The organism is Thermobifida halotolerans, from assembly GCF_003574835.2.
Classification (GTDB): domain Bacteria; phylum Actinomycetota; class Actinomycetes; order Streptosporangiales; family Streptosporangiaceae; genus Thermobifida; species Thermobifida halotolerans.
This window is the reverse complement of record NZ_CP063196.1, coordinates 4,408,356-4,429,811: the sequence shown is the minus strand read 5'-3', so window position 1 is coordinate 4,429,811 and position 21,456 is coordinate 4,408,356. Positions and strand designations below refer to the sequence as shown.

Annotated in this window: 17 protein-coding genes; 12 read left to right on the top strand and 5 right to left on the bottom strand. The window is 70.4% G+C overall.

Going from position 1 to position 21,456, the window contains the following annotated elements:
* Positions 1 to 288: 288 nt before the first annotated feature.
* Entirely contained in the window at positions 289 to 1,368 is a 1,080-nt protein-coding gene (locus NI17_RS19840) for an inositol-3-phosphate synthase (RefSeq protein WP_199860200.1), read from the bottom strand.
* A gap of 93 nt (positions 1,369 to 1,461) precedes the next feature.
* Entirely contained in the window at positions 1,462 to 2,037 is a 576-nt protein-coding gene (locus NI17_RS19835) for a PadR family transcriptional regulator (protein WP_068693854.1), read from the bottom strand.
* A 748-nt stretch (positions 2,038 to 2,785) separates the two neighbouring features.
* Between NI17_RS19835 and NI17_RS19830 the strand changes: the two genes are divergently transcribed.
* From NI17_RS19830 to NI17_RS19800, 7 genes are all read left to right on the top strand, one after another.
* Positions 2,786 to 5,587 carry a transglycosylase domain-containing protein gene (locus tag NI17_RS19830; protein ID WP_243597552.1) on the top strand — a complete coding sequence of 934 codons (2,802 nt, stop codon included), beginning with the start codon at positions 2,786 to 2,788 and terminating at the stop codon, positions 5,585 to 5,587.
* Complete coding sequence (locus NI17_RS19825; protein ID WP_119268187.1) at positions 5,584 to 6,954, top strand: glycosyltransferase family 87 protein; 1,371 nt, start codon at positions 5,584 to 5,586, stop codon at positions 6,952 to 6,954. Before NI17_RS19830 ends, NI17_RS19825 begins: the two co-directional genes overlap by 4 nt.
* A gap of 121 nt (positions 6,955 to 7,075) precedes the next feature.
* Positions 7,076 to 7,366, top strand: coding sequence for a 30S ribosomal protein S6 (gene rpsF, locus NI17_RS19820; protein ID WP_068693856.1), 291 nt, complete (start codon positions 7,076 to 7,078; stop codon positions 7,364 to 7,366).
* A gap of 61 nt (positions 7,367 to 7,427) precedes the next feature.
* Positions 7,428 to 8,000, top strand: coding sequence for a single-stranded DNA-binding protein (locus tag NI17_RS19815; protein WP_068693858.1), 573 nt, complete (start codon positions 7,428 to 7,430; stop codon positions 7,998 to 8,000).
* 62 nt (positions 8,001 to 8,062) lie between these two features.
* Entirely contained in the window at positions 8,063 to 8,299 is a 237-nt protein-coding gene (gene rpsR / locus NI17_RS19810; protein ID WP_068693860.1) for a 30S ribosomal protein S18, read from the top strand.
* 25 nt (positions 8,300 to 8,324) lie between these two features.
* Positions 8,325 to 8,771, top strand: a complete 447-nt coding sequence (gene rplI, locus NI17_RS19805; RefSeq protein ID WP_068693862.1) for a 50S ribosomal protein L9 — start codon at positions 8,325 to 8,327, stop codon at positions 8,769 to 8,771.
* A gap of 289 nt (positions 8,772 to 9,060) precedes the next feature.
* Positions 9,061 to 9,837 carry a peptidoglycan recognition protein family protein gene (locus NI17_RS19800; protein ID WP_199860201.1) on the top strand — a complete coding sequence of 259 codons (777 nt, stop codon included), beginning with the start codon at positions 9,061 to 9,063 and terminating at the stop codon, positions 9,835 to 9,837.
* Positions 9,838 to 9,858: 21 nt separating this feature from the next.
* Here NI17_RS19800 and NI17_RS19795 read toward each other — a convergent pair whose 3' ends face one another.
* From NI17_RS19795 to NI17_RS19785, 3 genes are read right to left on the bottom strand one after another with little or no spacing between them, the layout of a single operon-like run.
* A complete protein-coding gene (locus tag NI17_RS19795; RefSeq protein WP_068693866.1) occupies positions 9,859 to 11,214 on the bottom strand; it encodes an MATE family efflux transporter in 1,356 nt (451 codons plus the stop codon).
* Between the two features lie 53 nt (positions 11,215 to 11,267).
* Positions 11,268 to 12,812, bottom strand: coding sequence for an FAD-dependent oxidoreductase (locus tag NI17_RS19790; protein WP_068693868.1), 1,545 nt, complete (start codon positions 12,810 to 12,812; stop codon positions 11,268 to 11,270).
* Positions 12,809 to 13,552, bottom strand: coding sequence for a class I SAM-dependent methyltransferase (locus tag NI17_RS19785; protein WP_068693904.1), 744 nt, complete (start codon positions 13,550 to 13,552; stop codon positions 12,809 to 12,811). The genes NI17_RS19790 and NI17_RS19785 overlap by 4 nt, the downstream gene beginning before the upstream one ends.
* 81 nt (positions 13,553 to 13,633) lie before the next feature.
* On the opposite strand from NI17_RS19785, the gene NI17_RS19780 reads away from it, so the two are divergent.
* From NI17_RS19780 to NI17_RS19760, 5 genes are all read left to right on the top strand, one after another.
* Positions 13,634 to 14,818 (top strand): lycopene cyclase family protein, encoded by a 1,185-nt coding sequence (locus tag NI17_RS19780; RefSeq protein WP_068693871.1) that lies wholly within the window; start codon positions 13,634 to 13,636, stop codon positions 14,816 to 14,818.
* 141 nt (positions 14,819 to 14,959) lie between these two features.
* Positions 14,960 to 15,613 (top strand): GntR family transcriptional regulator, encoded by a 654-nt coding sequence (locus NI17_RS19775; RefSeq protein ID WP_243597551.1) that lies wholly within the window; start codon positions 14,960 to 14,962, stop codon positions 15,611 to 15,613.
* 176 nt (positions 15,614 to 15,789) lie between these two features.
* A complete protein-coding gene (uca, locus tag NI17_RS19770; RefSeq protein WP_068693873.1) occupies positions 15,790 to 19,377 on the top strand; it encodes an urea carboxylase in 3,588 nt (1,195 codons plus the stop codon).
* Positions 19,374 to 21,110 (top strand): allophanate hydrolase, encoded by a 1,737-nt coding sequence (atzF, locus tag NI17_RS19765; protein WP_068693874.1) that lies wholly within the window; start codon positions 19,374 to 19,376, stop codon positions 21,108 to 21,110. The genes uca and atzF overlap by 4 nt, the downstream gene beginning before the upstream one ends.
* Before the next feature lie 77 nt (positions 21,111 to 21,187).
* Complete coding sequence (locus tag NI17_RS19760; RefSeq protein ID WP_068693877.1) at positions 21,188 to 21,406, top strand: hypothetical protein; 219 nt, start codon at positions 21,188 to 21,190, stop codon at positions 21,404 to 21,406.
* The last annotated feature ends 50 nt before the right edge of the window (positions 21,407 to 21,456 follow it).

The window sequence follows — 21,456 nt, the reverse complement described above, 5'->3', positions numbered from 1 at the left end:
CCCTTCCAAGTGAAAGCCCCGTTGTGGGCAGCGCCTGAAACCAGGAAGGCGCTGGTCACAGTGGGTAGGAAAAGACCCTGCGCTGTTTCTCCGGTTAATCCTCGGATTTCGAGGACATGGCGGAGTGTGACGGTACTGACACCTTGCTGTCTCCTGGTTTCCTGCGCCTGATGAGATGGCACGGGTCCGATTTTGGTTCCGAAGAAGATTTCGGTTTTTCCGGCGAAAAAAACTGACGCCGGGGCGACCACTCACCCCGGCGTCACGCCGTCGCGGACGGTGTCCGACTCAGCGCTCGACCTCACCCGTGATGAACTTCTCCACGGCGGCGTGCGCCTCGGAGTCGGAGTACTGCACCGGCGGGGACTTCATGAAGTAGGAGGACGCGGACAGGATCGGGCCGCCGATGCCGCGGTCCTTGGCGATCTTGGCGGCGCGCACGGCGTCGATGATGATCCCCGCCGAGTTGGGCGAGTCCCACACCTCCAGCTTGTACTCCAGGTTCAGCGGAACGTCACCGAAGGCACGGCCCTCCAGGCGCACGTACGCCCACTTGCGGTCGTCCAGCCACGGCACGTGGTCCGACGGTCCGATGTGCACCGACCGGGCGTTGAGTTCGCGCGGGATCTGGGAGGTGACCGACTGGGTCTTGGAGATCTTCTTCGACTCCAGCCGCTCCCGCTCCAGCATGTTCAGAAAGTCCATGTTGCCGCCGAAGTTGAGCTGGTAGGTGCGGTCCACGATCACTCCGCGGTCCTCGAACAGCTTCGACAGCACCCGGTGCGTGATGGTCGCCCCCACCTGCGACTTGATGTCGTCGCCCACGATGGGAACGCCCGCGTCGGCGAACTTCTTCGCCCACACCGGGTCGGAGGCGATGAACACAGGGAGGGCGTTGACGAACGCCACGCCCGCGTCGATGGCGCACTGGGCGTAGAAGCGGTCCGCCTCCTCCGAACCCACCGGGAGGTAGGACACCAGAACGTCGGCCTGGGCGGCCTTGAGCGCCGCGACCACGTCGACGGCGTCCTCGGTGGACTCCTCGATGGTCTGCCGGTAGTACCTGCCCAGTCCGTCGAAGGTGGGACCGCGCTGCACCATCACCCCGGTCGGCGGGACGTCGCAGATCTTGATCGTGTTGTTCTCACTCGCCGTGATCGCCGCCGCCAGGTCCTGGCCGACCTTCTTGGCGTCCACGTCGAACGCCGCGACGAACTCGATGTCCCGGATGTGGTACGGCCCGAACTCCACGTGCATGAGGCCTGGCACGCGGGACGTCGGATCGGCATCCCGGTAGTAATGGACGCCCTGGACGAGCGAGGCGGCACAGTTGCCCACGCCCACGACGGCTACGCGTACCGAACCCATGGCAGTGGTCTCCTTCTGTCGATTCCGAATCTCTTGGTGCGCGGGGCATGCCCGTTGCGGGGTGCCGCGTGCGGCGGTGGTGGCTGAAGAGGATCACCCGGACCGTTCCGGTTGCGCTGGGGAGACGACGGCGCGGTGCTGCTCCCGTGCGATGAGATCGTCGAGCCAGCGGATCTCCCGTTCCACGGACTCGGCGTCGTGGCGGTGCAGCTCCCGCATGTAGTCGTCGGCGGTTCCGGGAGTGCGCGCCAGGCGGGTGCGCAGGTCCTCCAACCGGGAGCGCAGCCGGTCACGGCGGCCGTGCAGAATGCGCAGTCGGAGCTCTGATCTGGCGTGCCCGAACAGTGCGAAGTACACCCCGAAGCACTCGTCGTCACAGGTCGCCGGCGTGACGTCGGCGAGCATCCCGTGCAGGCGTTCGTGTCCGGCGTCGGTGAGCCGGTAGACGATCCGGGAGCGTCGGCCGTACTCGGCGTCCTCGGGGTGCTGTGAGATATGTCCCCTGCGCAGCATCTCCTTCAGGCACGGATACAGCGATCCGTAGGAGAAGGCGCGGAAGAAGCCGAGTTCGGAGTTGAGTCGCTTGCGCAGCTCGTAACCGTGCAGTGGGGTCTCGTACAGCAGTCCCAGTACCGCGAGTTCCAGCACCCTCGTCCGGCGCGCGCCCATCCCTCACCCCCGCCCTGGCTGTGTGTCAGACATGGTGAAATCCTCTACCCCGAAGGGGAGAGGTACACGCATCAACATGCTTTGGGCAGTTATGAGTGTATCTGGTTGATATATCAGGCTGGCGGACAAGCCCCCAGGCAGTGGTCGAGGGTCTGTTCGGAGGCGGAACCGCCCGACACGGGCGGCCGAGAACCACGCGGCTGACGTGGCGTCCGACAACGGGGGGCGCTCATTCCGGATCACGCTCTGGTTGTGGAAAACGATGCACCACTCGGCGTGGCCGGGTACTCTCACCCGTGGGTTGTGCTATACGGCGTTACCGTCCTAACGTAACGTTCGCCCCAGTAGGACTACCGCATGCCGTTTTCTGCGGTGCCGGTGTCAGCCACACATCGGTGGTGCGGCTGGTCCACCGCTCACACGCGGCAGACGTGAGCGGCCGAAACGAGGAACGACCACGTGGTCGTCGCGGGACCCCCACCCGTGACGGCCGCCGGCTCGTAGCCGGTACGAGCGGTTCACGAGCGCGGTCGTCCTGAAGTCTCCCCCCGATCAGTCAGCGACAGGAGGTCAGGCAGCAGCCGGTTCGATCCCGTCCCGCGAACGCCTTCGGCCACGGGCCGAGTTCACGGGCGACGGCTGGAGGCGGGAGAACGGAGCGCGGTGTCCCCGCGGTCCGGGGGCGGCCACTGCCTCCACCCCAAGAAGTCGCCAGGCCGGTCGGCCTTCAACAGACGAACGAGGACGCGTGAGTACCGAAAGACGACGGAGTGCTGGCGGTCGCCGCCGGGCCGACGGCTCGGCCGGTGGATCGCGCGGCAACGGCGGTAGGCGTAGCCGCGACGGCTACGCCGCGGACGAACGCGCCGCGGCGAGCCGCCGTAGGCCGCGCGAAGACGACGGTTTCTGGGCTGACGAGCGCCCACGCCGCTCCCGTGCGCCGCAGGACGATTTCGACGAGCGGCCGCGTCGGTCGCGGGCCAGGGACGACTACGAGGACCGGCCGCGTCGGTCGAGGGCCGGCGACGACCACGACGAGCGGCCGCGTCGTCGCGCCCGGGGCGACGACCACGGGGACCGGCCGCGGCGGCGTGCCGCCGCGGAGACGGCCGCGCTGGAGAGCGCCGGAGGAACCGGGGGCCGTCGGCGCGCCCGAGGCGACGACCGTCCCGACGACGAGCGCCCGGCACGCCGCCGCCGCGCCGACGACGAGGGCTACAGCGGTCGCCGCCGTGCGAACGCCGCCCGCTCCGGAGCCGCCGGCGGCCGCCGCCGCGCCCGGGACGACGAGGACGAGTACGACGAGCGGGGACCCGTCAAGCGCTTCTTCGCCAAGACGTGGAAGCCCGCGCTCATCACCACGGCCGTGCTGTTCATCCTCGGCGCGGTCGGAATCGGTGTCGCCTACTCGATGGCGCCCTCCCCCGCCGAGCTGGAGGCGAAGGCCGACGCGGAACTCGCGGCGAACGTCGTCTACTTCGAGGACGGGACCACCGAGGCCACCAAGTTCGGCGAGACCAGCCGCGTCCCGGTCACCATCGACCAGGTGCCCCAGACAGTGGTCGACGGTGTGCTGGCCGCCGAGCACCGCAGCTTCTACGAGGACAACGCGATCAACCCCATCGGCATCGCGCGCGGTGTCCTCTTCGGCGGCACCCAGGGCGGCGGCTCGACCATCACCCAGCAGATGGCCCGCAACTACTACGACTCGCTGACCACCAACGAGACGTCCGCCATCGACCGGGCCGTCCGCAAGTTCAACGAGATCCTGATCGCGTTCAAGGTCGAGCAGAACCTGAGCAAGAACCAGATCCTCGAGCAGTACCTCAACACCATCTACTTCGGGCGCGGCATCGGGGTGCAGGCCGCCGCCCAGGGGTACTTCGGCAAGGACGTCAGCGAACTCGACGCCGCCGAAGGCGCCTTCATCGGCACGGTCATCCAGCAGCCCGGCAACTTCGGCACCGCGGTTCCCGGTTCGGAGATGTACGAGATCCTCCAGGAGCGCTGGGAGTACACGGTCAAGGGCCTGGTCGAGATGAACGCGGAGGACCCCGAGCGCGGGCTCACCCAGGAGGAGGCCGACGCGCTGGAGTTCCCCGAGCCGCTGCCGATGGAGAACGACGACAACTACGCGGGCTACCGGGGTTACATCCAGGAGGCGGTCCGCAGCGAGATGGAGGCCCGCTACGGCCTGACCCCCGACCAGATCGCGCGGGGCGGCTACACGGTCACCACCTCCCTCAACGAGCAGTGGATGAAGTACGCCGAAGAGGTCGTCGAGGAGCAGAAGGCGCAGACCCTGAACAGCAGCGGACAGGAGATCCCCGCGGAGACCCAGTTCGGCATCGCCACGGTCGACACCGCCACCGGTGAGATCAAGGCGTTCTACGGCGGGCCGGACCCCACCCAGTACGCCAACCAGTCGCTGGTGCAGCGCCAGCAGGCGGGGTCGGCGTTCAAGCCCTACGTGCTGGCCACGGCTCTGGAGCAGGGGATCAGCCTCAAGAGCACCTACGACGGCGACAGCCCCAAGGAGTTCCCGGGTCTGGCCCAGCCGGTCAACAACGACAGCAACCGCAGCTACGGTCCGGTCGACCTGATCCAGTCCACCAAGGACTCGATCAACACCAGTTACGTGCAGTTGGCCATCGAGGTCGGCCCGCAGGCGGTGATCGACACCGCCCTGGCCGCGGGTATCCCGGAGAAGCAGGCCGAGACCGCCGAAGTCGGCCCCAACATCGCGCTGGGCACCATGTCGGTCGCCGCGGTCGACCAGGCGGGCGGATTCGCGACCTTCGCCAACGGCGGGTACCACATGCCCCAGCACATGATCACCAAGATCGTGGACACCGAGACCGGCGAGGAACTGGTGCCCAAAGACGCCGAGATCCTGGAGGCCGGAGGAAGGCAGGCGTTCGGCGCGGACACCGCGGCCGACGCCACCTACGCGATGCAGCAGGTGATCACCGACAACCACAACGCCCGACTGGACGACGGCCGTCCGATGGCGGGCAAGACCGGTACCTCCAACAACGCCGTGTCCGCGTGGTTCGTGGGCTTCGTGCCGCAGTACTCCACCGCGGTCGGCCTGCACCGCACCGACGGCCAACCGCTGGTGCTTCCCGGCGAGTCCAGTATCTACGGTGGTCAGATGCCCTCCCGGCTGTGGAAGGCGTACATGACCAGGGTGCTGGAGGACGTTCCCGCCGAGGAGTTCCCCCCGCCGGTCTACGGGGGTGAGGTGCGCAACCACGCGCCGACCCCGTCTCCGGAGCCCTCGGCCTCGGAGGAACCGGAGGAGGTCGAGTCCACCCCGAGTACGGAGCCGACCCAGCCCGCCACGCCGTCGTTCACCCCGCCGGGACAGGGCAACGAGCCGGACTGCGACGTCCAGTGGTGGCTGCCGGAGTGTCAGGACGAGGATGAGCCGGGCGGCCAGGAGCCGGGTGACCCGTCGGGCGACGACGATGACGACGACGAGGAGGAGCCCATCAGGACCGGTAACGGCTGGGGCAACAACCAGATCTACTACCGGGACGAGGAGTGACCTCCTCCCCGCAGCGCTCCGGCACGGCCGGAACCGGGGGCGCCGACGGTCGGACCGTCGGCGCCCCCGCCGTGTCCTCTCCCGGTCCCGCCGTCTGGGCGTGGCTCGTCGGGATCGGACTCACCGGGGCTGTGCTGGGCTACCTGGGCAAGGTCCGGTGCCGGTTCGGTGGGGCCTGGCTGGACGGCAGCCAGTACCCGGCGCTGTGCTACAGCGACGTCTTCGCGCTCTACTACCGGGACGAACTGGACGCCGGAACCGTCCCCTATGTGGACAAGCCGGTCGAGTACCCGGTGCTCACCGGTGTCCTCATGCACCTGCTGGCCCGGGCGGTGTCGTGGCTTCCCGACCCGCTGGCCCGCGGCTACGGCTACTTCGACGCCACCGCCGCGGTGATGGGTGTGTGCCTGGTCGTCACCGTCGTGTGCACCGGCTGGCTGGTGGGCCGCGGCGGCGTCGTCCCGGCACGGCGCCCCTTCGACCTCCGGGCCGCGCTGTTCGCCGGGGTCTTCGTGGCACTGGTACCGGCCGCGGTGTTGACCTTCGCCATCAACTGGGATCTGTTGGCGGTGGCGCTCGCCGTCGGCGGACTCGCCTGCTACGCCAGGAACCGGCTGTGGGCGGCGGGCGCGCTGATCGGTCTGGCGGTGGCCGCCAAGTTCTACCCCTTCCTGTTCTTCGGTCCGCTCTTCGTGTTCATGGTCCGCGACCTGGTGCGTGACGGGGCCGGCCGGGACGCGGTCGTCCGGTTCGCGACACCACTGGCGGGGGCGTTGCTGGCCTGGGGGGCGGTGAACCTTCCCGTCTATCTGGCCAGCCCGGAGGGGTGGGTCGAGTTCTTCACCTTCAGCCGGGAACGGGGGGCCGACTGGGGGTCGGTCTACTACGTGCTCGGCGCGTTCGACCTGTTCCCCTACGCCGACCTGGACAGGGTGAACCTGGTGGGCACCGGGACGCTGCTGCTGGCCTGTGTCGGGATCGCCCTGCTCATCCTGTTCGCGCCGGGACGTCCTCCGGTGGAGCAACTGCTCTTCCTGGTCGTGGCGGCTTTCCTGGTCACGAACAAGGTGTGGTCGCCGCAGTTCGTGCTGTGGCTGCTGCCGCTGGCGATGCTGGCCTGGCCGCGCCGCCGGGCACTCCAGCCGGTGGCGGTCGCCCTGGTCGGAATCTGGCAGTTGGCCGAGATCGGGTACATCGTCGGCATCTGGCACTATCTGTGGTTCTACCAGAACCCCGACGCGGGGGTCGGAATCGGACTGACCGCCTACGCGGTTGTCACCTTCGGGAGGCTGGTCTCCCTGCTCGGGGTGTGCGCCGTGGTTGCTGTGGATTCCGCGATGACCGGCGTTTCCGAGCTTGACAACTGATAACCTTGACCTTTGTTCGGCTATCGGAGCCCTCGCGAGCACGGCTCGCGCCGCGGGCTCTCGCCCTCCTGCCATGGAAAGACCATGGCCGCGACAGTCCAGAGGAGAGGTACGCACGCCCATGCGTCGTTACGAAGTCATGATCATCCTCGACCCGAGCCTTGACGAGCGCACGGTCTCCCCGTCGCTCGAACAGTTCCTGTCGGTCGTCCGCGACGAGGGCGGCTCCGTGGAGAAGGTGGACGTCTGGGGCAAGCGTCGGCTCGCCTACGACATCGCCAAGAACTCCGAGGGCATCTACGCCGTCGTCGACCTCACCGCCGAGCCCGCCACGGTCAAGGAACTCGACCGTCAGCTCAACCTGACCGAAGCCATCCTGCGCACCAAGGTTCTGCGTCCCGAGGCCCACTGACCCTCTCCGGCCGCAGCACCACACCCGTCGCCCACGCCTTCTAGGAATCCGGAGCCAAGCAATGGCAGGCGAAACCCAGATCACGCTCGTCGGCAATCTGGTCGACGACCCTGAGCTGCGATTCACCCCGAGCGGGGCCGCGGTCGCGAACTTCCGTGTGGCCTCCACCCCGCGTGTCTTCGATCGTCAGTCGGGCGAGTGGCGGGACGGCGAGTCGCTGTTCCTGACCTGCTCGGTCTGGCGTCAGTACGCGGAGAACGTGGCCGAGAGTCTGCAGCGCGGCATGCGCGTCATCGTGCAGGGGCGACTCAAGCAGCGCTCGTACGAGACCAAGGAAGGCGAGAAGCGCACCGTCTTCGAGGTCGACGTCGAAGAGGTCGGCCCCGCGCTGCGCAACGCCACCGCCAAGGTGACCAAGACGCAGCGCCAGGGCGGTCAGGGCGGCGGTTTCGGCGGCGGTGGCGGCTACGGCGGCGCCCCGCAGGGCGGCGGCTACGGCGGCCAGGGTGGCGGCTACGGCGGCAACCAGGGCGCCCGGTCCGGCCCTCCCGCGGACGACCCGTGGGCCACCGGTGGCGGCGGCGGAGGAGGATTCGGTGGCGGCGGAGGCTACTCCGACGAACCGCCGTTCTAGGTATTTTTCGTTTCAGCGACCATCCCCGCGACCTGCGGGGCTCTTGACAAAGGAGCACCACGATGGCGAAGCCGCCAGTCCGCAAACCCAAGAAGAAGGTTTGCGTGTTCTGCCAGGAGAAGATGACCTACATCGACTACAAGGACACCACTCTCCTGCGCAAGTTCATCTCCGACCGTGGCAAGATCCGCGCCCGCCGGGTCACCGGCAACTGCACGCAGCACCAGCGTGACGTCGCCACGGCGGTGAAGAACGCCCGCGAGATGGCGCTGCTGCCCTACACCAGCACCGCTCGCTGACCGGGGCCGACGAGGAGGTAATGACGTGAAGCTGATTCTGACCCATGAGGTCGACGGCCTCGGCGCCCCCGGTGACGTCGTCGAGGTGAAGGACGGCTACGGCCGCAACTACCTGCTGCCGCGCGGGTTCGCCATCAGGTGGACGCGCGGCGGCCAGAAGCAGATCGACTCGATCCGTCGTGCCCGCGACGTCCGGGAGATCCGCAACCTGGACGAGGCCAAGCAGATCGCCGGCCAGCTCAGCGCCCTCAAGGTGCGGCTGACGCAGCGTTCCGGCGACAACGGACGCCTGTTCGGCTCGGTGACCGCCACGGACGTGGCCGACGCCATCAAGGCCGCGGGCGGCCCCCAGGTCGACAAGCGCCGGATCCAGATCCGCAACCCGATCAAGTCGGTGGGCGACCACACGGTGGAGGTCCGCCTCCACCCCGAGGTCAACGCCCCCGTCTCTCTTGAGATTGTCGGCGCCTGAGCTGACATCCGAATCCGGAGGCCCCGACCCGCTTCGGCGGGTCGGGGCCTCCGCCGTGTGCGACCCGTGGTTTCCGGGCGCGGATCCGGATGTTTGACCGTTCCTTGACGACACGCCATCACTACTTAAAGTGTGAATTTGACTACAGTGAGTCACTTATCTTGACTCCTGGACGGAACAGCCCAGGCGAAAGGTCAGATTCTCGGTGTCGACTCACGAGCGGTGCGCCGGACGGACGGGACTGGACAGGCGGAGCGTGGTCCGTGGGGCCGCGTTCGCCGCAGGAGGGATGCTTCTGGGAGGGGTGTTCGGTCTGGCGACAGCGCGTGACGCTCTGGCGGAGAGCCAGCCCCCCGTGTACACCCGTGCGGACTGGGGCGCCCGAAAACCCTGGAGAACCGGTCGGATACTGGACCGCAGACCGGACCACATCGTGGTGCACCACACGGCCACCCCCAACGTCACCGACTACTCCACGGAACGGGCGTTCGCGCTGTCACGGTCGATCCAGCGCTACCACATGCACCACAACGGCTGGAACGACGCCGGTCAGCAGTTCACCATCAGCCGCGGCGGGGTTGTCATGGAGGGCCGGGACAACACACTGCCCGCCATCCTCGACGGCAGGCACCTGCTGGGGGCGCACGTGGCCAACCACAACTCGCACACCGTCGGCATCGAGAACGAGGGCGACTACATGACGGCCACGCCTCCCGACACGTTACTGGAGGCTCTGGTCAGCGTGTGCGCCTGGCTGTGCCTGTGCTACGACCTGGATCCGCGGAGGGCGATCGTGGGCCACCGCGACTTCAACGCCACCAACTGCCCCGGCGACAGACTGTACGAGGCCCTGCCCCGGCTGCGGGAGGACACGACAGCCCTGCTGGCCGTCCTGAGACGGCGGCTGGCCAGGATCAGCCGTCACGCACCCCGCGTCCCCGACATTCCGGAGGAGAACATCCCGTCGTTTCCGGACGTTCCCACGGGGGAGGTGGCGATGAGGCACTACCACGGACCCGTCCAGGACGGAACGGACCTGATGGCGTCGGCCCGCCTCAGGGACTGACCGGGTCCCGGCACACCAGGGTCAGCGTGGCGCGCCGGCCCCGGTCACCAACCACGCGGTTCCGGCGGCACGCACGCCCAGTGAAACTCCGCGGGCCAGCATCCACACGGCGAAAGCCGACCACAGCAGCACCAGACCGCTCGGGGACCCCGGGGACGCCGCCATCGGAACCAGAGCCGCGAACGGCAGGAAGACCAGCATCGTCCACAGGCTCGCCCAGGCCAGGTACCGCTGGTCACCGGCGCCCATCAGGATGCCGTCGAGAACCATCACGACTCCGCTCACCGGCTGGAGCAGCGCCACGACGAGCAGGGCGGCCACGATCAGGTCGCGCACCTGCGGCGCCTCGGTGAACGGAATCCACGCCCAGGGGCGTACCGCCAGGACGAGCACGGTGAACACCGCGCCCAGCATCACGCCCCACTCCACCATCCGGCGCGTGGTCTCACGGGCGCCGGGAACATCGGATGCGCCCAGGTAGCGTCCGATGATCGACTGCCCCGCGATCGCGATGGCGTCCATCGCGAAGACCAGCAGTGACCACAGTTGGGACACCACCTGGTGCGCGGCGATCTCGGCGTCGCCGAGCCGGGCCGCGACCGCGGTCATGACCACCAGCACGACCCGGAGCGACACCGTCCGCACGAACAGCGCGAAGCCCGAGGCGGCGGCGTCACGTACACCGGAGAGGGTGGGGGCGAGCGAGACGCCGTGCCGCCGTGCCGCCCGGCCCACCACCGCCAGGTACACGGCCGCGCCTCCGCTCTGCGCGATCACCGTGGCCCACGCCGAACCGGCGACACCCCAGCCCAGGACCCACACGAACAGCACGCACAGCACGATGTTGCCGAGGTTCGCGCCGACCGCCACCAGCAGCGGGACACGGGCGTTCTGCAGGCCGCGCAGCACACCGGTGCCCGCCATGACGACCAGCAGACCGGGGAGGCTGAGCAGGCTGATCCGCAGGTAGGTGAGCGCGTACGGGGAGACCGCCGCGGAGGCCCCCAACAAGTCGACCAGCGCGGGAGCCAGCGGCCAGCCCACGACGATGCCGACCGCGGCGATGAGGAGCGCCAGCCACAGTCCGTCGACACCGTGCCTGACGCCCAGGGCGAGCTGTCCCGCACCGAACCGGCGCGAGACGGCGGCGGTGGTGCCGTAGGCAAGAAAGATGCACAGGTTCGCGAAGGTCAGCAGGACCTGCCCGGCCACCCCCAGCCCGCCGAGGGCCTCGGTCCCGAGCCGCCCCACCACCGCCGAGTCGGTGAGCAGGAGCAGCGGTTCCGACACCAGGGCGAAGAAGGTGGGGACAGCGAGCCGGAAGATCTCCCGGTCCCGGGGGTGCCGAAACGGTGCGGCGCTGATCGGACGTGCCATGACCCGGTCACGCTACCTCCTGCGGCGCACCGGTGGACCGGCGGGGCGGGGTGTCACGCCGTCCGGCGCGGTGCGGGCAGCAGGCGGCGGGCCAGGGGAAGCCGTCCACGGGCGGGCACGCTCCACACCGCATGCCCCGGCATCCCCCACCTGCCGAGCAGGGTGTTGGCGGAGAGCAGGCCACTGGTCGCGGCGCGCTCCATGAGCGCCACGGGCAGGTCGACGCGGACATGATCCCCCGCGACCACCAGGAACGGGTCGGGGGTGGCGATCGTGAGCCGCCCGGTGAAGTCGCCCGGCGGAAACAGCGGGCAGTCGGCACGCAGTTCGCGGCGTTCGTCGACCACACGCGCCGCCGCCGTCTCCGGGTAGACCCGCCGCAGTTGCGCGACGAGTCGGTCCCGTTCCACGGACTCCTCGGCGTTCCACGGCAACGCGTAGGCGTGCAGTTCGACGACGGAGCCGCCGGTGCGCGCCGCCCAGGCCGCCGATGTGTCCTCGTAGCGCTCCAGGACGCTGATGTTGTCGAGGGTGGGGTACCCGCTGGTGCCGAGGAAAGCGGGGCGGTCGGCGCGCACCGGACGGTCCAGCCACAGTCGGCAGACCAGGAAGGGCGGTGCGCTGGGGCGCTGTGCCACCCGCTGACGCCAGGCGGGACCGCCGAGCGCGGGTGAGGCGGCGACCAGTGCGCGCAGTCCGGGCAGGTCGGTGGCCAGGACAACCGCGTCGTGCTCGGACGCTCCGTCAGGCGTGTGGACGCGGTGGCGACGTCCGTGTCCCACGTCGACCCGGTCGACCGGTGTTCCGACACGCACGCGGACGCCGAGGGAGCGCAGGTGGGCGGCGAGCGGCTGCCACAGCGCCCGGGGAAACGGCGCGTTCGGCACGTCGAACAGCAGTCCCTCGGAGGAGCCGAGGAAGTAGATGTGGAACATGGTCAGCAGTTCGGCGGCCGACAGCGCGCGCGGGTCGGCGAAGAAACTCCGGGAGAACACCTCCAGTGCCAGGTGCCGCGCCGATTCGGGAAAGCGCAGTCGGTCCAGGAAGTCGAGCGCGTCGACGTGGTCGAACCGCCGGTAGACGTCGGGGACGCGCACGTCCAGCAGGGCCAGGGCCGCGACGAGGTTGACGTCGGCGAGGTCGCGCCAGCGGAAGCTGGGACTGCGCGCGACGAAGGCGAACGCGTTCCACGGCGGGGCGGCGGGAAGCCCGGCGAATCCGTCGACGGCGCCGCCCGCGTGCGTGAGCGGATAGTCCGTCAGGGGGACGAGCGTGTCCAGTCCGGGATCGGCGCGGCGCAGGAGAGCACGCAGGTTGTAGTACTGGCGGAAGAAGGCGTGGAAGCCGCGGCTCATGGTGACGGTGGAGCCGTCGGCGAGGACGGTGTCCCATCCGGAGAGCCGCCCGCCGAGGGTGGTGTCGCGTTCGAAGACGGTGACGGCAGTCCCGCGTTCGGCCAGTGCCGTGGCAGCCGACAGGCCCGCGATGCCACCGCCGACGACGGCGACGTGGGGACGTCTGTCCGGGGGCGTCCCGGTGGGCGGTGGCGGGGCGAGAAACCGGGCACGTGGATCGCGGCCGGGCGGGCGCGGCCTCATGAGACGTCCTCCCCCGCGTGGGCGCGGCGGCCGAGGAAGGTGTGTGTGATCCCGGTCTGCCAGCCGGTCATGGGCAGCACCCGGACCTCCCGCAGTCCGACGGCGCGCATACGCCCGGTGAGGCGTTGCACCCCGTCGAACTCCAGGACCCCGCGCCACAGGTAGCGGTACAGGTCCGCACGGCCCGAGAGCGCCCGGCCCAGCGGGATGACCACCGACCAGCAGACCGCGGTCCACACGGCCGCCGCGGCGGGGGAGTCGGCGACGGAGTACTCGTGGAGGGCCAACCGACCGCCGGGACGCAGCAGGTCGCGCATGACGGAGAGGACACCGTCGCGGTCGGGGCAGTTGCGCAGCAGGTAGGCGGCGAGGATCGCGTCGAAGGAACCGGTGTCGTCCGTGTCGGCGAGCGTCTCGGCGCGGGCGTGTACGAACCGCACGTTGTCCGGCCAGGGCTTGGCGCGGGCGGCGGCGAGCATCCCGGCCGAGGCGTCGACCGCGACGATCTCGGCGCGCGGGGCCGCACGCAGCAGTGCGGCGGTGGACGCTCCGGTTCCGCAGCCCAGGTCCAGCAGACGCAGCCCCGCACCGCCGCCGGGCAGTCGCAGGCGGGCCGCGGAGCGGCGCAACTGCGCGTGGTAGCCGGGGTTGACGGCGACGAGTCGGTCGTAGACGGCCGCCGAGTGGTCGAACTCGGCGGTGATCCGGTGGCGTTTCATGGCCTCCGCTGTCAGCGGCATGCGTTCCCCCCAGAAGTCGCGCAGTGTCATGGAAACGCTACCCGTGGGAATGGTTGGCGTGTCGCCGAGGGAAGGGGTGTCGTGGAGCGGGTGGACGTGGCGATCGTGGGCGCGGGCGCGGCAGGGCTGTCGCTGGCCCACCGCCTGGAGCGGGTCCTGTCGGGACGGTCGGTGGTCGTGGTGGAGACGCCCGACGCCGGACTGCGCCCGCCCGAGCGCACCTGGTGCTTCTGGGAGGCCCCGGAGGGGGAGTGGGACGCGGTGGTGAGCCACCGCTGGCACGCCCTGTCGGTGGTGGGACCGGACGGGACGACGTGGCGGTCGCCCACCGACCCGCTGGTGTACAAGATGGTGCGTTCCAGGGACTTCGAGGCGCTGGTCCGGGACGGACTGAGGAGGGTGCGTACGCTCTGCGGCACGGTCACCGGCATCGCCGACGGACCCGAGGAGGCGGTGCTGCGGTTGCGCGGATCCGACGGCGCGGACACGGAACTGGCCGCGGGCCTGGTGTTCGACTCGCGTCCGCCCCGCGGGTTCCCGGCGGGCGCGGTCACACTGCGCCAGCACTTCCGGGGCTGGTTCGTCCGGACCGACCGGCCGCGTTTCGACCTCTCGGCGGCGGTGCTGATGGATCTGCGCGTGCCGCAACCGGACCGTGGGGTGGCGTTCGGCTACGTGCTCCCCTTCGACTCCCGCACCGCGCTGGTGGAGTACACCGAGTTCACGCGGGACGTCCTCGACGACGCCGGATACGAGGAGGCGCTACGCGACTACACCGGGCGCCTGCTGGAGTTGGGCGTCTTCACGATCATCGGGGTGGAACAGGGCGTGATCCCGATGACCAGCGCCCGACTTCCCACACGGGCGGGGCGCCGTGTGTACCGGATCGGCACGGCCGGGGGCGCCACCCGCCCCGCCACGGGGTACACGTTCGCCGGGGCGCAACGCCAGACCCGACAGATCGCGGCGGCGCTGGCGGAGGGCCGGACACCGGGCCGCTGTCCGGCGCACCGGAGACGCCACCTGCTCATGGACACGGTGCTGCTGCGCGGCCTGGACGACGGCGTGATCGACGGCGCGGAGTTCTTCGCCACGCTGTTCCGCGACAACCCGCTGCCTCGGCTGCTGCGTTTCCTCGACGGGACGACCGGCCCGCTGGAGGAGTTGGCGATCGGCGCACACACACCGGTACCGACGATGCTGACCGCCCTGTGGGCACAGATCCGCCCTGGTCAGCATGGAAGGAGCGGCGATACACAGAGTTAACGGCTCCACAAAGGCGGTGAAATACGCCCTTCCTACCGTCGCAACATGCATACCGCGCTGTATACCGCTGAAGAGTCCAACGGTGGAACAGAGAACACAGCGGCCTCGCCCGGCGGCCGTACCCGCTCCCGCCGGGAGGAGGTGTACGAGCGGCTCCGCCACGAGGTGATGAGCGGCCACTTCGCCCCGTGGACCCGGCTGGCCGAGGAGCGGATGGCGCGTCGACTCGGAGTGTCGCGCACCCCCGTGCGCGAGGCGCTGGCCAGGCTGGAGGTCGAGGGGCTGGTCGAGCGGCGCGACGGCAGCTTCATGGTGACCGTGCCGAACCTCACCGAGCTGCGCGACCTCTACGAACTGCGGGTGGTGCTGGAACTGCGCGGTGTCGCCCGTGCGATCGAGGATCCGTCCATCAGGCACGACAGGGCGGTCCTGGAAGCCGAACTGTGCCGCTGGCACGACTTCCGGAAGAACCCGCCCGCCCCCGACCCGCACTTCGTGGTGGAGGACGAGAAGTTCCACGCCGCGCTGTCCGCCGCGTCGGGCAACCCGGCCCTCACCGACGCCCTGGTGAGCGTCAACCAGAAGATCCGGCGGGTCCGGATGTACGACTTCCTCACCGCGGACCGCATCCAGAGCACCATCGACGAACACATCGAAATCGTGGAGTTCGTCCTCGCCGGAGAACTCGAACAGGGCTACCGCGCCCTGCACGCGCACGTCGGCGAGTCGCTGGAGGTCGTCGTGCGGCGGGCGCAGGAGGCCCTCACCCAGATGACCCTGCACACCGGCCAGTAGCCCCGGTTCCACGGCGGCGGGGACACCCGGAGCGCGCAGGACCGCACCCGCCCGTGCCCCGGCGCCCGGCCGCCGTGTCCCAGACCTCTCTCCTCCCCCAGGGCCCGGTGCCGGCCTCTCCCCCGGCACCGGGCCGACCACGCCACCCCCAGCACGGACACGATCGAGGAATCCTCATGTTCGACACCCTTCTGGTCGCCAACCGGGGCGAGATCGCCTGCCGAATCATTCGCAGCGCCCACCGACTGGGACTGCGTACGGTGGCGGTCTTCTCCGACGCGGACCGCGCCGCAGCCCACGTCCGGATGGCCGACAAGGCGATACGGCTGGGCCCCGCACCGGCAGCGGAGAGTTACCTACGCGTCGACCGCATCCTGGAAGCCGCCGCCGAGACCGGTGCGGGCGCCATCCACCCCGGATACGGATTCCTGTCGGAGAACGCCGCCTTCGCCCGGGCGGTCCAGGACGCGGGAATGGTGTTCGTCGGACCCACCCCCGAACAGATCACCGTGTTCGGCGACAAGCACACCGCGCGCACGGCCGCGCGCGACGCGGGCGTGCCGCTGGTCCCGGGCAGTGGCCTGCTGACCGACGTGGACGCGGCGGTGTCCGCGGCCGAGGAGATCGGTTACCCGGTGATGGTCAAGGCCACCGGCGGTGGCGGCGGAATCGGTATGCGGGTGTGCGCCGACGCCGACGAACTGCGCGCGGTCCTGCCCGGCGTGGTCCGCACCGCCGAGGCCAACTTCGGTGTCGGCGGGGTGTTCCTGGAGCGCTTCGTCCGCCGCGCGCGACACGTGGAGGTGCAGGTCTTCGGCGACGGAAGGGGACGGGTGGTGAGCCTGGGCGACCGGGACTGCACGCTCCAGCGCCGCCACCAGAAGGTCGTCGAGGAGGCGCCCGCCCCCAACCTCCCCGAAGAACTGCGGGAACGCCTGCACAGCGGCGCGCGCGAACTGTGCGCCGCGGTGGACTACCGCTCGGCGGGGACCGTCGAGTTCGTCTACGACGCCGAACGCGGTCAGGCGTCGTTCCTGGAGGTGAACACCCGACTCCAGGTGGAGCACCCGGTGACCGAGGCGGTGACCGGGGTGGACCTGGTGGAGTGGATGCTGCGGCTGGCACGCGGCGAGAACGTGCTCAGCGACGTGGCCGACAGCGGACCGGCGGCGCGCGGCCACGCGGTCGAGGCGCGGCTCTACGCCGAGGATCCGGCCCGCGACTACCGGCCCAGCCCCGGCCTGCTGACCCGGGTGGAGTTTCCCGACGACGTCCGTGTGGACACGTGGGTGGAGGCGGGCGACGAGGTGTCCACCGCCTACGACCCCCTGCTCGCCAAGGTCGTCGCCACCGGCGAGAGCCGCGCCGAGGCGCTGGCCGCCCTGGAACGCGCACTGGAGTCGACGAAGGTGGACGGTGTCGCCACCAACCTGGACCTGCTCCGCACGGTCTGCGGTGACGACACGGTCCTGGCGGCCGAGCACACCACCTCCTCCCTCGCGGACGTCAGCGTGGTCGAACCGCGCATCGACGTGCTGCGGCCGGGCACGTTGACCACGGTGCAGGACTGGCCCGGCCGGGTCGGCTACTGGGAGGTCGGCATTCCGCCGAGCGGCCCGATGGACGACGCCTCGTTCCGGGCGGGAAACACCGCGCTCGGCAACCCCGAGGGAGCACCCGGCCTGGAGTGCACGCTCAACGGCCCCGCCCTGCGGTTCGGTGTGGCGGCGACGGTGTGCGTCACGGGTGCCCCGGCCCCGGTGACCCTGGACGGGGAACCGGTCCCCCGGTGGGAGCCGGTCGAGGTGCCCGCCGGATCGGTGCTGGACGTGGGCCCGGCCGAGGGTCCGGGGGTGCGCACCTACGTGCTTGTCCGCGGCGGCCTGGACGTCCCCCGCTACCTGGGCAGTGCCGCCACGTTCACACAGGGCCGCTTCGGGGGACACGGCGGCCGGGCGCTCGCGGTGGGCGACGTGCTCCGCGTGGCCGGGGCAGCGCCCGAGGCGCCGCGGCCCGAACCGGTGCCGCTGGAGTCCCGGCCGGTGATGAGCGAGGTGTGGCAGGTCGCGGTCGCCGAGGGGCCGCAGCCCGCGCCGGACTTCCTGACCCGCGAGTCGATGGAGCGGTTCTACGCCACCACGTGGAAGGTGCAGCACCATGCCGCGCGCACCGGCGTCCGGCTGAGCGGCCCGAAACCGCAGTGGGCGCGCGCCGACGGCGGCGAGGCCGGACTGCACCCGTCGAACCTGCACGACAACCCGTACTCGGTGGGGGCGGTCAACTTCACCGGGGACACGCCGATCCTGCTCGGCCCGGACGGTCCCAGCCTCGGCGGGTTCGTGTGCCCGGTGACGGTGCTCAGCACCGAACGGTGGAAGATCGGCCAACTGCGTCCCGGAGACTCCGTCCGGTTCGTCCCGGTGACCGAGGCGACCTCGGACGGACTGCGTGCGGGCCGGAGGCCGGTGGCGGGCGGTTTCGTCTCCGGGACCGACGGCGACGACGGAGTGCTCGCGCGCGTCGAGGCCACCGACACCGCGCCGTCGGTGACCTACCGGCGCGGTGGGGACGACAACATCCTCGTCGAGTACGGGCCGATGACCCTGGACCTGGGACTGCGCATGCGGGTGCACGCCCTGATGCGGCGCCTCGCCGAGCAGGGGGTGCGCGGACTCGTGGACACCACGCCGGGAATCCGGTCGCTGCACCTGCACACCGACCCCGACGTGCTGCCGGTGCGCACGCTGCTGGCGGCGCTGCGCGAGGCCGAGGAGTCGCTGCCGCCCACCTCGGAACTGGTGGTGTCCAGCCGAGAGGTGCACCTGCCGCTGTCGTGGGACGACCCCGTGGTCGCCGAGGCGATCGCCCGCTACACCGCCGGGGTGCGCGACGACGCGCCGTGGAACCCCAGCAACATCGAGTTCATGCGCCGCATCAACGGACTGTCCAGCGTCGAGGAGGTGCGCGACACGGTGTTCGCCGCCGAGTACCTGGTGATGGGCCTGGGCGACGTCTACCTGGGGGCGCCCGCCGCCGCACCGCTGGACCCCCGGCACCGGTTGGTGACCACCAAGTACAACCCGGCGCGCACCTGGACGGCCGAGGGAACGGTCGGTATCGGCGGCTCCTACCTGTGCGTCTACGGCATGGACAGTCCCGGCGGCTACCAGTTGGTCGGACGGACCGTCCCGATCTGGAGCGGACTGCGTCAGCGCGGGTCGTTCGAATCCGGCGCACCGTGGCTGCTGCGGTTCTTCGACCGCATCATCTGGCATCCGGTCTCGGCCGAGGAGCTGCTGGACGTGCGTGCGGACTTCGCCGCGGGCCGCACCGAACTGGACATCCGACCGGGCAAGTTCGCCCTGGCCGAACACGAGCGCTTCCTGGCCGACAACGCCGAGTCGATCGCCGCGTTCCGGGAGCGCCAGGCCGCCGCGTTCGCGGCCGAACGCGACGCCTGGGCGGCGGCGGGCGAGTTCGACGACAGACCCGAACCGGAACCGGTCCTGCCGAAGGAGGTGGCCGCGCCTCCGGGGGGCGCCGTCGTGGAGGCGCCGCTCGCGGCCGGAGTGTGGCGGGTGGACGTACGCCCCGGTCAGCGGGTCAGCGCGGGAGACACCCTGCTCTCCCTCGAGGCGATGAAGTTGGAGACCGTGGTGAGCGCGCCCGCCGACGGGGAGGTCGCCGAGATCCTGGTCACCCCGGGACAGCAGGTGAACGCGGGAACGGCACTGGTTGTTCTCGCCGGACAGGAGGCCGCATGAACGTGACCACAGCGACGACCGGCGCCGCGGAGTCGGCGGAGGACCGGGTACGGGCCGCGTACGCGCGCATCGGAGAGGTCGACCGCCCCGAGGTGTGGATCAGCCTGCTCGACGAGGAGGAGGCGCTGGCCGCGGCCCGACGGGTCGACGAGCGGACGGCCTCCGGGGCGGACCTTCCACTGGCGGGCACCGTCTTCGCGGTCAAGGACAACATCGACGTCGCGGGGTTCACGACGACGGCCGGACATCCGGGATACGCCTACGGCCCGAAGGAGAGCGCCCCCGCGGTGGCGCGACTGCTGGACGCGGGCGCGGTGGTCCTGGGCAAGACCAACCTGGACCAGTTCGCGACCGGTCTGGTGGGCACCCGCAGCCCCTACGGCAAGGTCCGCGACGCCCACCGGCCCGACCGGGTGTCGGGCGGCTCCAGCGCCGGGTCGGGTGTGGCCGTGGCGCTGGGAGTCGTGGACTTCGCGCTCGGCACGGACACGGCCGGGTCCGGCCGGGTGCCCGCGGCGTTCGGTGGGATCGTGGGGATCAAGCCCACGGTCGGCCTGGTGCCCACCACCGGAGTGGTCCCCGCCTGCCGGACGCTGGACTGTGTGACGGTGTTCGCCGCCGAACTGGGCCTGGCGCGGCTGGTGGCGGGGTTGATGTCGGGGGTCGACGACAGTGACCTCCGCTCACGTCCCTGGCCGGTGCAGGCGCCGCTGGGCGCGCCGCCGAGACCCCGGGTGGGGGTGCCGGACCCGGCCGAGTTGGTCGGGATGGCTCCGGGCTGGGTGACGGCGTTCGAGGCGGCGGTCAAGCGGTTGGCCGACACCGGGGTCGAGACAGTGCCGTTTCACGTGAAACCCTTTCTCGAAGCGGGGCGGTTGCTGTACGAGGGTGCGTTCGTGGCCGAGCGGTACGCGGCGGTGGGTGCGTTCGTCACCAGCCCGGAGGCGGCCGAAGACCTTGACCCGTCGGTGGCGGCGATCATCGGCAACGCCAGGGGGCTGCCGGCACACCAACTGGCGTCGGACACCGAACGACTGGATCGGCTGCGTGCCGAAGCCCGTGAGGAGATGACGGGACTGGACGCTGTCCTGCTGCCGACGGTGGGCGAGCACCCGACGATCACCGAGGTCGAGAGAGACCCGATCGGGGTGAACACCCGGCTGGGCACCTACACCAACTTCTGCAACCTGTTCGACATGGCGGCGATCGCGGTCCCGGCGGGTGAGACGGCCGACGGCGCGAAGTTCGGGGTGACACTGGCGGCCCCGGCGTTCTCCGACCACGTCATCGCCGACATCGCGGAGCGGTTTCTCCCCGGAGCGCCCGGCGCGGTCGCGTTGCCCCCGTCGGTGGTGCCGCTCGTGGTGGTCGGCGCGCACCTGTCGGGGCAACCGTTGAACGGACAGTTGACCGCGCTGGGAGCGCGCCTGCTGGCTCCGGTGCGCACAGCCGCCACGTACCGGTTGTTCGCGTTGGACACCGAGCCGCCCAAACCGGGACTGGTGCGGGTGACCGAAGGCGGCGCGCGGATCGGGGCCGAACTGTGGGCGCTGCCCCGGGCGGGACTGGGGGCGCTGCTCGCGGAGTTGCCCGCGCCGATGGCCCTGGGGCGGGTGGTACTGGAGGGCGGCGCCGAACACGTGGGTTTCCTGTGCGAGCCGGCGGCGGTCGCGGGCGCCCGCGACATCACTTCCTTCGGAGGTTGGCGGGCCTTTCTCGCCGCAGAGGGATAGTTGCTCCCGATACGGGCAGAACCCGGCTGGCTCATACCGGCCACCGAAAACCGACTGTTCGGTACTAGGGTGACTACATGGTGGTGATGATCCTGCCTCTGAAGGTGGATGCGATCCCCAGCACTGCCGGGGCCGTGTACGGGGCGTGGCCGTACGCGACGGCCGAACCGGCGTTCCCCCGGATCGTGCAGGCCACTCGGGCGCCGTACGTCGGCGCCGTCACGACCAATCCGGACGACGATGACGAGGAGGATGACGGAGGCCCGGAGTGGCTCCGCCCTCCACGGACGCTGTAGGACCACTCGGTGCGAGACACGGTCGGCCGGTGCCCGCGGGCACCGGCCGA